At 68.5% G+C, this 13,296-nt stretch carries 12 protein-coding genes, 1 other RNA gene and 2 pseudogenes; 10 read left to right on the top strand and 5 right to left on the bottom strand.

Annotated features, from left to right (window positions below; genetic code table 11):
* Positions 1-370 (top strand): annotated as a pseudogene (locus tag ESO89_RS12595) (ATP-binding cassette domain-containing protein); the annotation flags it as partial.
* Positions 371-420: 50 nt separating this feature from the next.
* Here ESO89_RS12595 and ffs read toward each other — a convergent pair.
* An RNA gene (ffs, locus tag ESO89_RS12600) (signal recognition particle sRNA) lies at positions 421-732 on the bottom strand.
* 68 nt (positions 733-800) lie between these two features.
* Positions 801-1,214 carry a DUF7548 family protein gene (locus ESO89_RS12605; RefSeq protein WP_128905832.1) on the bottom strand — a complete coding sequence of 138 codons (414 nt, stop codon included), beginning with the start codon at positions 1,212-1,214 and terminating at the stop codon, positions 801-803.
* Between the two features lie 124 nt (positions 1,215-1,338).
* Here ESO89_RS12605 and ESO89_RS12610 point away from each other — a divergent pair, with 124 nt between their 5' ends.
* Positions 1,339-1,797, top strand: a complete 459-nt coding sequence (locus ESO89_RS12610) for a hypothetical protein (RefSeq protein ID WP_128905833.1) — start codon at positions 1,339-1,341, stop codon at positions 1,795-1,797.
* A gap of 51 nt (positions 1,798-1,848) precedes the next feature.
* Here ESO89_RS12610 and ESO89_RS12615 read toward each other — a convergent pair whose 3' ends face one another.
* Positions 1,849-2,874, bottom strand: a complete 1,026-nt coding sequence (locus ESO89_RS12615) for an aldo/keto reductase (protein WP_128905834.1) — start codon at positions 2,872-2,874, stop codon at positions 1,849-1,851.
* A gap of 255 nt (positions 2,875-3,129) precedes the next feature.
* Here ESO89_RS12615 and tnpA point away from each other — a divergent pair, with 255 nt between their 5' ends.
* From tnpA to ESO89_RS12655, 8 genes and pseudogenes are all read left to right on the top strand, one after another.
* Positions 3,130-3,522 (top strand): IS200/IS605 family transposase, encoded by a 393-nt coding sequence (tnpA, locus tag ESO89_RS12620; protein WP_128905835.1) that lies wholly within the window; start codon positions 3,130-3,132, stop codon positions 3,520-3,522.
* A 2-nt stretch (positions 3,523-3,524) separates the two neighbouring features.
* Positions 3,525-4,695: pseudogene (locus tag ESO89_RS12625) on the top strand (RNA-guided endonuclease TnpB family protein).
* 233 nt (positions 4,696-4,928) lie between these two features.
* Entirely contained in the window at positions 4,929-6,122 is a 1,194-nt protein-coding gene (locus ESO89_RS12630) for a substrate-binding domain-containing protein (RefSeq protein ID WP_206731762.1), read from the top strand.
* Positions 6,123-6,167: 45 nt separating this feature from the next.
* Positions 6,168-7,295 (top strand): phosphate ABC transporter permease subunit PstC, encoded by a 1,128-nt coding sequence (gene pstC / locus ESO89_RS12635; RefSeq protein ID WP_128905836.1) that lies wholly within the window; start codon positions 6,168-6,170, stop codon positions 7,293-7,295.
* A complete protein-coding gene (pstA, locus tag ESO89_RS12640; protein WP_128905837.1) occupies positions 7,292-8,860 on the top strand; it encodes a phosphate ABC transporter permease PstA in 1,569 nt (522 codons plus the stop codon). The genes pstC and pstA overlap by 4 nt, the downstream gene beginning before the upstream one ends.
* Positions 8,857-9,798, top strand: coding sequence for a phosphate ABC transporter ATP-binding protein PstB (pstB, locus tag ESO89_RS12645; RefSeq protein WP_128905838.1), 942 nt, complete (start codon positions 8,857-8,859; stop codon positions 9,796-9,798). The genes pstA and pstB overlap by 4 nt, the downstream gene beginning before the upstream one ends.
* Positions 9,795-10,472: a phosphate signaling complex protein PhoU gene (phoU, locus tag ESO89_RS12650; protein WP_128905839.1), complete on the top strand. Its 678-nt coding sequence runs from the start codon at positions 9,795-9,797 to the stop codon at positions 10,470-10,472. Before pstB ends, phoU begins: the two co-directional genes overlap by 4 nt.
* A 2-nt stretch (positions 10,473-10,474) precedes the next feature.
* On the top strand, positions 10,475-11,494 hold the full coding sequence (locus ESO89_RS12655; RefSeq protein ID WP_128905840.1) for an AbrB/MazE/SpoVT family DNA-binding domain-containing protein: 1,020 nt from the start codon (positions 10,475-10,477) through the stop codon (positions 11,492-11,494).
* A gap of 77 nt (positions 11,495-11,571) precedes the next feature.
* On the opposite strand, the gene ESO89_RS12660 is transcribed toward ESO89_RS12655, so the two are convergent.
* Positions 11,572-12,522: a halo transducer protein gene (locus tag ESO89_RS12660; RefSeq protein ID WP_128905841.1), complete on the bottom strand. Its 951-nt coding sequence runs from the start codon at positions 12,520-12,522 to the stop codon at positions 11,572-11,574.
* Between the two features lie 173 nt (positions 12,523-12,695).
* Positions 12,696-12,956, bottom strand: a complete 261-nt coding sequence (locus ESO89_RS12665) for a hypothetical protein (protein ID WP_128905842.1) — start codon at positions 12,954-12,956, stop codon at positions 12,696-12,698.
* Positions 12,957-13,296: the final 340 nt, after the last annotated feature.

Genomic DNA, 13,296 nt, shown 5'->3' on the forward strand with positions numbered 1-13,296 from the left:
CGGGCGGGCCGTCGCGCGGCTGGCCGCCGCGGGCCACGCCGTCTCCGTCGGGGTCGTCCCCGAGGGCAACGCGGCCGCGGGCGTTGCCGCCGACGCGGACGCGCCGGTCGTGACGGCGCCCCCGTTCGCGGCGGTCCCTCCCGAGCGGCGGGCCGAGGCGGTCGCCCTCGCCCGGGAGGCCGACGTGACGATCGCGGTCGAGGAGGCCGGGCAGGTGGAATCGGGAGCGGAGACGGGCGGCGAACCCGAGGCGAACGCGGCGGTGCTTGCGGCCGGCGACCGGGTCGCGCGCGTCGGCGACGGGGTTGACGACCGCGACCTGCTCGGTGCGATACGCGAGACCGACGGGAACGACGCACCAGATCGGTAAGCTCGGCCGGAGCGAGACCCGTCGCTAGCGGCTGTGAAAACGGGTATGAATGGCGGACAGGCGGGATGGCCCGGCGTTCCGGCGCGGGGTATCCCGGTTGCCTTCTCCACCCCGCGACCCGACGAGCGACGGGCGTTCGGCGGTGGGCTGCTCGCTTCCGCGCCTGACCCGGTGTCGCCGACGAACCGCGACGGACCGCTCCTGCGAGCGGGCGCCACGGACCGCTGTCCCCGGCGGACGAGGCTTCCACGTTGGCTCTCGGGGCCCGCGCCGGTCAGACCGGACGCGCCCGCTGTTCGGTCCCCGCTAAAGACTACCTCACGGGTGACGAGCGGGGCCTAACCGCCCGACCTAGTCCACTTCGAGGTACACGGCACCACCTTAAGGGCCTTTCGTTCGGCGGACACGCGATCGGCTCCTCGGCCCACCGCTACGTTAGCAGCTCTCGGGCGTACACCGCGGCGGCCGCCGGTATCGAGACCGACAGGGCCACCACGGCCCGGGCGTGCCACTCCAGCCAGCGGTGCTCGGCGAACATGGTGGTCGGCTCGATCGCCGTCGCCCACAGCGCCGCGCTCAGCGTCGTCGCGACGCCGAGCATCACCGCGACGCCGGCGAGCGTCCCCGGGTCGAGGTTACCGCGCTCGACGGAGGCGACGACGACCACGCCGAGCAGCGCGAACAGCGCGATTCCGGCGGCGCCGAGGGGGCCGGAGGCGTAGTACCCGGCGAGCTGGTCGGCGTACCCGCCGCCCGACACGACCGCGTACGGCGCGGCGAGCGCGAGCGCGGTGACGACGCCGGCGGCGATCCCCACCCGACGCGAGATGTCGCGGAGCTCCATGTCCGGAGATCGGTGAGGGACGGCGGTAAAAGGACCGGATCGGGGTGGCGCTTTTCCCGCGGCGATCGTCTCCGCGCCGCCGCGCTCCCGTAGCGTTTTGGGTCGCCGGCGCGGAGGGGGACGCATGACCCTCGACGTCGACCCGCCGGAGCCGCCCGAACTCGCCGCAGTCGACCCGAACGAGTACGAGGACGCGGAGGTCGCCGGCGGCGAGTACCGCCGCGACGAACTGGAGGCGTTCCTCCGCGAGGGCGCGTGGGAGGAGGCGTTCGAGGAGTGGGCCGCCGGCAGCGACATGGACGAGGCGGACTGGCGGATCGCGCTCGATCTCGAACTCGTCTCCCGGTTCGACTTCTTCTGGGACGACTTCGCCGACCGGGTGGGCTACCACGCCCCCGGGCTTCCCGAGGACTGGAAGGAGCGCGATCTCCACTCCGACCTCGACTCGTGGGGCACCGTCTCCGCGATCAACGCGGGGCTCACGGAGCTGGGTCAGATCGTCTGTGAAACGCTGAAGGAGGAGTACATCGACTGGGAGGCGGAGTTCGAGGCGCCCGACGACCTGCCCGACTTCGAGGCGTAGCGGGCGAGGATCTTCGGAGATTCAGCCTCGTTCACCACGGTTCCCGGACGCTCAGTGCCCCCAGAGGGTCCCGTCCGGGTCGTACCGCGCGTCCATGATCCGGTCCCACTGGTCGTCGGAGAGCGCGAGGTCGGTCGCGGCGACGTTCTCGGCCAACTGGTCGGTCGTGCGCGCGCCGACGATGGGGACGCAGGTGAACTCGTCCCACTCGGTGAGCCACGCGAGCGCGACCTGCGCGGGCGTCGCGTCGAGCTCGGCAGCGACCTCGCGGACCGCGTCGAGCACCTTCCAGCCGCGCTCGGAGAGGTAGAAGCGCTCGAACCGGTCGTCGAAGCTCGCGCGCGAGCCGTCCGGCGCGATCACCTGCTCCGGGTCGTCGGGGTCGGCGCGCTCGTACTTCCCGGTAAGGAACCCGCCCGCGAGCGGGGAGTACGGGCAGACGGCCAGGTCCTGATCGGCGCACACGTCGAGGTACTCCTTCACGTCCTCGTAGTAGCCGGCGTGGTGGAGCGGCTGGACGATATCGAAGTCCGCGTAGTCGTTGACGTCGGCGGTCCACTGCGCCTTCGTCAGCTGCCACGCCGCCATCGTCGACGCGCCGAGATGGTGGACCGTCCCCTCCGAGACGAGTTCGTCGAGAACGCGCATCGTCTCCTCGATGGGCGTCTCCTCGTCCCACCGGTGGATGTAGTACACGTCGAGGTAGTCGGTGTCGAGCCGGTCGAGGGTGCCCTCGATCTGCGCCCGGATGTGCTTGCGCCCGAGCCCGGAGTCGTTGGGGCCGGGGTCGCCGCGCCCGTCGAACGGGAAGTACACCTTCGAGGCGATCACGTAGTCCTCGCGGTCGCGCTCCGCGAGCCACTCGCCGACGTACTCCTCGCTCGTCCCGTTCGGCGTCCCGTACACGTTGGCGGTGTCGATGAAGTTGAGCCCGTGGTCCGCCGCCGCGTCGAGGAGTTCGTGCGCCTCCTCGCGACCCGTCTCGACGACGCCGTTCGTCTCTCGCCCGAAGCGCCACGTCCCGAAGCAGAGCTCGGAGACGCTCAGTCCCGTGTTGCCGAGCCGTCGGTAGTCCATGTCCGGACCTCACGTCGGGAATTTATAAAGCGTGGCGGCACCGGCGGGCTGCGCCGCCCGCCGCCGGACGGAACGAAACGCAAAAGAACATGTTCGCGTTCCAGATCAACCCGTTTTCTTCAAGGCGAGAATCCCGCCGTTTACGGCGGGCGTGAAGCCGACAAAGCCTACACGAACCACCGCCGGTTGCAGGCCAAATACCCCACGACGGCAAACCGTTATTAGAATTGGGTATGTAGAAATCAGCACGGCCAAATGAATTACAACCTTGAAAAAGGGTCGCACACCGTCTACGCGCTCCAATATCACTTCGTGACCGTCACGAAGTACCGCGCAGACCTACTCACCGACGAGATAGCCGAACGCATCGGTGAGATTACCAGCGACATCTCTGAGGACTTCGGCGTGAACATCCAGAACGTCAACGGCGGTTCCGACCATGTTCACATCCTGTTCACGGCGAAACCCACCACGGACCTCACCAAGTTCATCAACTCGCTCAAAGGCGTCTCGTCCCGCAAGATTCGGGACGAGTACCCCGAGACTCGGCAGGCACTCGACAGCGCGTTCTGGCAACCGGGGTACTTCCTCGCCACCACCGGACAGGTGAGCATCGACGTGCTGATGGAGTACGTGGAGGACCAGTAGCGATGTCCACGACCGTCACGAAGACGTTGCAGGCGACGTTCGCGCCACCCACCGCGCACAAGCAGTCGAAACTCACCGACCTGCTCGAAACCTACCGTGACGGTCTGCAAGAGGCGTTCGACGCCGGGGCGAGTACCATGTCGGCGGTGAGTGACATCGTGACGCCCTACGACCTCCCGTATCAGGCCAAAGCCGCGCTCTGCAACTACGTCCCGAAACTCCGCAAGACGTACAACGCCAAGGAGTTGGACGACGGCCACCCGATACGGCTCACGAACCAAGCCGCGACGTTCGACCACTCGGAGGAACGCGAGTATGAGTTTACGTGGTGGGTTCCGCGTCCCGGTCGAAGAACCAACGACAGACGGTAACGCCACGCACATCGGCTTAGACATCGGAGAAACCGCCCTCATCACGGGCTGTGCCCTCAAGGACGGTTCTCCGACTGACCCGTTCGTGTGTAGCGGAAGCGGAGCGAAGCTTCTTCGCAAAGAGATGCACACGACCCTGAAACGACTTCAAGAGCGTGACGCATCCGAGTGGCGGATTGAAGACCGCTTCTCGCACTACCAGAACGCGCTCACCGACATCGTGGAGAAAGCGTCTCGGCAGGCCGTCGAGTACGCCCAACAGTTTGAGAACCCGGTGTTGGTGATGGAGAATCTGACGTACATCCGCGAACGACTCGACTACGGGAAGTACATGAACCGTCGCCTTCACTCGTGGGCGTTCGCCCGTCTCCAAGGACGCATCGAGGACAAGGCGACGGAAGCAGGCATCCCGGTCGAGTACGTGAATCCGGCATACACCTCGCAGACGTGTCACTCGTGCCACCGTATCGGTCAGCGGGAGTCGCAGATCGAGTTTCGGTGTCCACACGACGACTGCCACGTTTCGACGTTTCAGACCGACATCAACGCTTCCGCGAATATCGCACGACGGATTGACCCGTGGGGAGAGAGCGTCCCGCTTGACAAGGCGAAACACGATGACTCGCCTCGGGATGGGAGCGGTAGTGACACCGTCACGACTCCGTCCGAGACGGCGACGCCGTCTCGGGGTCACGAGAGACGCGCAGCGTCTCTCGAACGACACCGTGAGACGAGCGAGACACCCTCGCAGATGACGCTCACGGCGTTCCAAGAGTCGGAACCCTCTACCAGCGACGACTGACTGGTATTCCTCATGCAGGGGAAGCCTCGCCGTTTACGGCGAGGAGGATGTCACATACCGCTCAATATCGATACCGATGGGTACCCTCCGCTATCGACGGGTACCCGCCGGTACGAACGGGTACGCCCGGCTCCCGACGTGTACCCTCCGATACTGCCGGTGTCTGATCGGAACATATCAGTAAAGCCACCAATTATAAACTGCTTTAGTGGAATTCCGGGTGGAATCACCTGATGTCACGCGACGCAGGGCGTCAGGCGGACGCGGTATCACGTCGAAAGTATCTGCTGACGTCGGCAGCTATCGGGACGGCGGGCCTCGCCGGCTGTAGCGGGGGGAACGACGGGGGTGGAAGCGACGGGAGCGACGGCGAGAGCGACGGGAGCGACGGGAGCGACGACGGGGGCGACAGCACCAACTCCATCGACTCCGGCTCGTCGGGGCCGGCGACGGTGACGGCCGAGGGGTCGTCGACGGTGTACCCCATCTCGAACAAGGGGAGCTCCTACTGGAACTCGAACTCGCCGGCGAGCGACGGCGAGTACTGGGGGGCCAACGACGAGTCGTCGGTCGCCGGGTGGGACCAGATCGACACCGATCAGAACATCGCCGACTACTTCGCAAGCCTGTACGGCTTCGAGCCGACCGGCGAGCGGTCGAACCCGCCGTTCGCCACCCGCGTCGCGCTGAGCCACTCGGGGACCGGCTGCGAGGCGGTGCGAGACGGGCTCGTCGACATCGGGAACTCCTCCGGGCCGATCACGGCGGAGCTCGACATCAGCGAGGAACAGCGCGACGAGAACTACGTCGACCACGTCGTCGGCCGCGACGGCCAGCCGGTGTTCGTCAGTCAGGCCATCTACGACGCCGGGGTCGAGCAGCTCACCGGCGAGCAGATCCGCGGCATCTACCAGGGCGACATCACCAACTGGAGCGAGGTCGGCGGCCCGGACCAGGAGATCTACGTGGTCGGCCGCGCCGAGGGCTCCGGGACCGACACGTCGTTCCGGCTGAACATGCTCGGTGACGCCGACGCGCCGATGGACGTCGACACGCGCCTCGGGCAGAACCAGCAGGTCCAACAGGTCCTCCAAGACAACGACAACGCCATCGGCTACATGGCGCTGGCGTTCTCCGGGTCGGGGATTCAGGCGATCGCCATCGACTTCGAGGGCACCGTCTTCCGCCCGGACCCCGACGCCGAGAACACCATCTTCGACTCCGAGTACCCGCTGAACCGCGACCTGCACATGTACACCCGGATCACCGAGGACACCCCCGAGGGCACGGACATGCGCGAGGCCGCGTTCCTCAACATGTTCCTGACGGACTTCGGCCAGCAGACGTTCGTCGAGGACGTCAACTACATCACGCTGCCGACGTCCGACATCGAGGCCGAACGCGAGAAACTCCCCGATCAGGCGTAGGTCCGCGGCCGGACCGACGCCCGCTTCGTGGCCCGACTCCGTTATATGTCACTCACGACCCCCCAAACCGATTGGCGCGCGAGCATCGAGCGACGGTTGACCAGGACGCGGGCGTTCGTCGACGACACCGATCCGGCGGCGCTGGCGGTGGTCCTCGCCGCCATGGGATCGCTGCTGGCCGCCTTCGTCGGGTTCCTGCTGGCGTCGCCGTGGACGGCCGTTCCGCTCGGGGCGTTCCTGATCGCGGCCGGCTACGGCTGGGTGCGCCATCAGGCGCTCGTCGCCCGCGCGGTCACCTTCGCGATGACGACGGTGACGCTCGTCACGCTCGGGCTCATCGTCGTGTTCATCTTCGCCGAGTCGATCCCGGCGCTGCGGTACGAGACGGCGAGCGCCTTCGGGGTCTCCGTTCCGGGACTCGGGATGGTCGCGCAGACGCGGTGGGACGCGGTCTCGGAGCCCGTTCGCTACTCGCTGCTCCCGATGATCCACGGGACGGTGATGGTGACGGCCATCGCGACGCTCGTGGCGGCCCCGCTCGGCGTCGCCGCGGCGCTGTTCATCGCCGAGATCGCGCCGCCGCGGGTCCGCGAGCTCGTCAAGCCGGGGATCGAGGTGCTGGCCGGCATCCCATCGATCGTCTACGGGTTCATCGGGTTCACCGTGATCAACCCGTGGGCGAGCGGGGCGTTCGCGCTCAACGGCGGCTCGACGTACCTGTTCGTCGGGATGGTCGTCGGCCTGATGGCGCTGCCGACCGTCGTCTCCGTGGCCGAGGACGCGCTGACGAGCGTGCCGGACGTGATGAAGGATGGCTCCCTCGCGCTCGGGGCGACCGACTGGCAGTCGATGACCTCGATCACGCTTCCCGCGGCCTTCTCGGGCGTCTCGGCGGCCGTCCTCCTCGGCGTCGGGCGAGCCATCGGCGAGACGATGGCCGCGACGGTGATGCTGGCCGGCATTCCGCGGATCAGCGAGCCGCTCGTGAACGTCTTCTACGGCTACGAGACGCTCACGTCGCTCATCGCGCGCGGCTACGGCAGCGCGAACGGCGTCCACGAGAGCGCGCTGTTCGCCGCCGGCGTCGTCCTGTTCGTGACCGTGTTGTGTCTGAGCGTCGGCTCACAGTACATCGAGGCGCGGATGCGTCGCCGCCTCGGGGGTGTCGAATGAGCCGCGCCACCCAGACGGCGCTCGTCCGGGACGATCGCACGCTGTACGAGGCCGCCGCCGGGGGCGCGGTCGGGCTCTCCGGAGTCGCGTTCGCCGTCGGCCTCGCGGCGCTTTTGGGCGTCGTCGCGATCGACGACCCCGTCGCCGGGATCGAGCTGTCGGCCGCGTTCGGCGCGGTCCTGATCGCGCTCGGGGCGTCGGTCGTCGGCTTCGGGGTCGCCTCGCGGCTGGGGTACGTCGACGCGTCCCCCCAGCCCAGCGCGGGGATCGTCGCCGCGGGGGCGTTCACGGGGATCTGGTTCGCCGTGGGCGCGGTCGCGTTCGGGGCGGCGGGGATCGGGACGGGCGGCCGGCTCGGGATCGGAGTGGTCCTCGCCGCGATCGCGTTCGCGGCGACAGCCGTCCCCCGCGAAGATGTCGGATCGACGGTCCCCGCGGGAGCCCTCGCCCTCCTCGGTGGGCTGGTGCTGGTCACCGGCCTCGTCGGCCCCGGGTGGGAGCGGGCGCTCGTCGGGTACAACGCGACGCTGTTCGGCGACACCGTCGTTCCCGTGGTCGTGCTGTTCGCCTCGCTGGTGACCGGCTGGAGCGCCGCGAAGGCGTACGGCGGGTTCGGTGCGCGCGGGCGCAACGTCGGCGCGTACGTGCTCATCTATCTCGTCGTCGGGTCGATACTGGCGGTGCTGGTCGGCCTCGTCGCGTTCGTCGCGATGAAAGGGCTCCCCGGACTGCTCAACGGGTTCGGTGTCGGCGGAGCGGGATTCGTCAGCTGGCCGTTCCTGACCAACGGCGCCGGGCTGTTGGCCGACACCGCGGGCGTGTTCCCCGCGCTCGTCGGGACGGTCTGGCTGGTGATCGGCGCCGTCCTCTTCGCCGTGCCGACCGGCGTCGGCGCCGCCGTGTTCCTCAGCGAGTACGCCGAGCAGGGGCGGTTCACGGGTACCGTCGAGGTGGCGACCAACGGGCTCTGGAGCACGCCGAGCATCGTGTTCGGGCTGTTCGGCGCCGCGTTCCTGATCCCCCGGTTCGGCAACCGGAAGTCGCTGATCGCCGGGATGTTGACGCTCGGGTTCATGCTGTTGCCGCTGGTGTTGATCACGAGCCGGGAGGCGATACTCGCGGTGCCCGACGAGTACCGCGACGCCAGCGCGGCACTCGGCGTCTCCGAGTGGCAGACGATCCGCAGCGTCGTCCTCCCCGCGGCGATCCCGGGCGTGACCACCGGCGTCATCCTCGGCGTCGGGCGGATCGCCGGCGAGACCGCCCCGATCCTGTTGACGATGGGCGGCGGCGTCCTCCCGGCGAAGTCGGCCGCGCCCGACGTGTTGGGCGGCTTCCGGCTGAGCGCGTCGCCGCCGTTCGTCAGCAACCCCGCGCTGTTGGAGGCGACGAGCGCGCTGCCGTACCAGCTGTACGCGCTCATCACCGCGGGGCTGAGCGGGAACATTCAGAACCCAGAGGAGTTCGCGTGGGGGCTGGCGCTGACGCTGCTGCTCGTCGTGTTAGTCTTCTACGCGGTCGGTATCGCGACGCGCTACTACTTCAGACGGAAGCTTCACCGATGAGTCAGACAGACACCGCGGAGACTGCGGAGAACGCAGAGACCGCAGCGACGGCGACGAACCGCACCGACGGGCAAGCGGTCTCCACGACCGCCGGCGAGACCGTCGAGGAGACGCGTCCGGAGTGGACCAGCTACGAGGCCGCCGGCGAGACGAAACTCGCGGTCGACGACCTCGACGTCCACTACGGCGACGACCACGCGCTGAAGGGCGTCTCGATGGACATCCCCGAGCGGAGCGTGACGGCGCTCATCGGCCCGTCGGGATGCGGGAAATCGACGTTTCTCCGGTGTCTCAACCGGATGAACGACCGCATCCGCGCCGCCCGCGTCGACGGAACGGTCGAGCTCGACGGCGAGGACGTCTATCAGGACGGCGTCGACCTCGTCGAGCTGCGCAAGCGGGTCGGGATGGTGTTTCAGAGCCCCAACCCCTTCCCCAAGTCGATCCGCGCGAACGTCTCCTACGGACCGCGGAAACACGGCGACATCGAGACGGGGCTGCTCGCCCGGCTGACCGGTCGCGCGGAGCCCGACCGCGAGGAGACGCTCGTCGAGCGGTCGCTCGAACGCGCCGCGCTGTGGGAGGAGGTGAGCGACCGGCTGGACGACAACGCGCTCGGGCTGTCCGGCGGGCAGCAGCAACGGCTCTGTATCGCCCGGTGTCTGGCCGTCGATCCGGAGGTGATCCTCATGGACGAGCCGGCCTCGGCGCTCGACCCGATCGCCACCTCGAAGATCGAGGACCTCATCACGGACCTCGCGCAGGATTACACGGTCGTCGTCGTCACCCACAGCATGCAGCAGGCGGCCCGCGTCTCCGACCAGACCGCCGTCTTCCTGACCGGCGGCGAGCTCGTCGAGTACGACGACACCGACAAGATCTTCGAGAACCCCGAGAGCCAGCGCGTCGAGGATTACGTTAGCGGGAAGTTCGGGTGATCGCCGTGCCCCGCGAGGACTACCGCGAGTCGCTCGACGAACTGCGGGCCGGCGTCGAGTCGCTGGCGGCCGACGTGTCGGACCAGGTGCTGCGGGCGCTGGAAGCGCTCGAAGCCGACGACGGCGCGACGGCCCGCGCGGTGATCGAGGACGACGAGCCGATCAACCGCCGGTACCTCGAGCTCGAGAGCGACTGCATCGACCTGATCGCGCTCCAACAGCCCGTCGCCTCCGACCTCCGCTTCGTCGCCGCGTCGTTCAAGATCCTCACCGACCTGGAGCGGATCGGGGACCTCGCGACGAATCTCGCCCGGTACGCGCTGACCGGCAGCTTGGAGATCGTCGCGGACGGCCGGGTCCAGTCGATCGGCGAGCTGGCCCTCGGTCAGGTTCGCGCGGCCGCCGACGCGTACGCGGGAGCCGATCCCGTTGCGTGTCGGACGATCGCCGAACGCGACGACGAGCTCGACGCGTCGTGTCAACACGCCAGCGAGGCGGTCGTCCGCGAGCTGATCGCCAGCGAGCCCGACCGGTGGGAGATCGAGCGGCTGCTCGACGACGTGTCGCGGCTGCTGCTCACGATCCGTGATCTGGAGCGGATCGGCGATCACGCCGTCAATATCGCCGCGCGAACGCTGTACATGACCGACGGCAATCCCGAGTTGATACAATAAGCATGGAGACGAGAAAGCTACAGGAAGTCGGCGGCAGCACCTTCACCGTCTCGATCCCGAAGGAGTGGGCGACGGACCACGGCTTCGAGGTCGGCATGGAGCTGCAGCTGTACACGCACCGCGACGGATCGATCCTCGTCCGGTCGTCGGAGACGGACGTCGGGCGTTTAGAAGAGGCGACGGTCGACGTCACCGACAGCGGTCCCGCCGCCGTCCGGCACGCGGTCGAAACCGCTCACGGGGTCGGGTTCGAGACGATAACGCTCCGGAAGGCGACGGCGTTCACCGATGCTGAGCGCAGGGCCGTGCGGTCGACGACGCGGGAACTGGTCGGGACGAACGTCCTCTCCGAATCGCCCGCGGCGATCACCGTTCGACACCTCTTGGACACCTCGTCCGTGTCCGTCCGCCAATCGCTCGTCCAGCTCCGGTACGTCGTCGTCTCCCTCCTCCGCGACTCCGTCGAAGCGTTCGCCGACGGCGCCGACGCGCGCAAGCGGATCGATGACCGGGCCGGCGAGGCCCGGCGCTCCGCGGATATGATCACGCGACACTTCTCGCGATCGCTGGTCTCGTACGCGGAGCTCGACTCGCTCGACATCTCTCGCGCCGAGCTGTTCGCCTACTACGCGACCGCCAGTCGCCTCGACGGCATCGTCGATCAGGCCCTCCGGATCGCGGACATTACGGAGAGGGCGCCGGACACGCTCCCCGGAGGCACCCTCGAAACCGTGCGTGCCGTCGCCGACGACGTTGCCGGCGCCGTCGACGACGGGGTCACCGCCGTTCTCAACGGCGATGCGACCGAAGCGCAACGCGCCAAAAGGCGATGCGACGACGCCGCGGAGCGGATCGAAGCGGTCGAGGAGGAGCTGTTCGACGGGTCCGGCACCGAGTCGGTCCCCGCGGCGGTCGCGCTGTCGAGCGCGCTGGACGCCCTTCGGGTGACGGCCACCCGCGGTCGCCGGGTGGCCGACATCGCCCTCCGGACCGCGATCCGCGCCGAGAACGTCGACCGCTGACCGCGCTTCGGTCGGTCCGTCCTCTCACCCGGACCGTCTCCACACCCGGACCGTCTCCTCACCCGGACCGTCCCCCGCTACTCGACGGTCGGGCGGTGGTCCTCGATCACGGCTTCGACATCGGACCACGCGACCGGCGGCTCCATCTCGTCGAGCGCCCCGTCGAGCGCTTCCAGCCGATCGCCGAACCGGTCGGTCCACGCCGGGTCGGCGCGCTCGGTGAGGCGCTCGCCGACGGATTCGTGGCGGGCCGCGAGGTCGTCGAGCCGGGATTCGACGTCCGCCGGGGGGTCGGCGCCGTCGCGGTCGGCCCACCGTCGAAGCGCCGTGAGCTCCGCCCGGAGGTCGGCGAGCATCAGCCCCGTGACGCGGTGGCGAACCATCGCCGTCGCCCACCCGTCTGCCGGCCCGCTCTCGGCGTCACCGCTCCCGCCCGACAGCTCCTCGGCGACGTCGTCGAGCTCGCGTAGCGATTCGGCGACCGCCTCGACGTCGTCACCGATCGCCGCGGCCCGTCGGTCGGCATCGGCGAGCCACGTTTCAAACGAGTCGAGTTCGAACTGGAGATCGTCGGCGGCACGCTGAACCCCCCTCGCGGCGTTCGTGACGCGTCGAATCCGGCGCGCGATCTCGTAGAGGTCGCCATCGTCCTTCTCCGCGAGGATCGCTTGGAGGTCGTCGCCGAGTTCGCTGGCCCGGTCCTCGATGGCGTCGAGCCGCGCTGCGAACTCGCCACTGCGTACCGAAACCAGGTCCAAGTCCGAGACGGGTGCGGCCGTCTCGCGGGCGTCGGTCAGCTGCTCGGCAGCGAGTTCAACCCGCGTCTCCGCGGTCGTGACCACCTTCGACGCGTTTGCGAGCGCGTCGTCGACGGCTGCTCGACGGACGGTCCCGTCTTGAGCGACGATGGCGAGCGTTTCGCGCACCTCGTCGGCATCGCTCTCACCGTCGTCGACGGCGTCGACCGCCGCGTCCACGGACAGTCCGTCAAGATCCTCGGGGCCGTCACCTGCTCCGCCTCCGTTCATACCGACCCCCTCTCACCGACGGCCCGTCAGTCATTCGATGCGTCCAGCCTCGGCGGTGCGTCCAGCCTCGGCGGTGCGTCCAGCCTCGGCCGCGTCCGTTCGAAGGCCCCGGAGGTACGGACGGGGGCGATCGAGGACGCGCGAGGGGGTCGAACGGTGAATGTGAACGATGATCACACGACGGTCGTCACCCGGACGTGGACGATCCACCCGAACACCGCGAAACAGGCCGCGATGAGCGCGCGGAGCGGGAGCCTCCAGCGATCGCCGCTCTTCGCCGGCGCGTACAGCTGCATGACCGACAGCAGGCCGATGAAGGAGACGACAAAGAAGCTCTGCGGCGTGAACGCGCCGAGCGCGACCAACACGCCGAGCGACGCGAGCAGCCACGCGATCAGCGTCACGAGGAACCGGTCGCGGTGTTCGAAAGCCATTGGACCAGGTACCGCCTCGGCACGCGTTGTTATATCAGCGCTAACAGGCAGGGCGGCGGTGGTTCGCACGGCAATGACATGGAGCCGGGGCTTCATTGGCCGGGCCACAGCCCTCCGAGGGAGACAAACGAGAGTTCCCCCGGTGTGTCGCCGGTTCCCTCCGAGTGCGGGTTGGAACCGAAGGACTGCGACTGTCCGAATCCGATGGTCGGATTCCCGCGTCTTCAGGCGCCCGAGGAGGTCAAGCGGCCGCGATCGCCCTCCGGCGTCGAGGAACCGCGCGTTATCGCGGGTATTACTACACGGACCACGCCACTGTGTCGGGACAGGTCACCGTCCG

The sequence above is a fragment of the Halorubrum amylolyticum genome, assembly GCF_004114995.1.
Taxonomy (GTDB): domain Archaea; phylum Halobacteriota; class Halobacteria; order Halobacteriales; family Haloferacaceae; genus Halorubrum; species Halorubrum amylolyticum.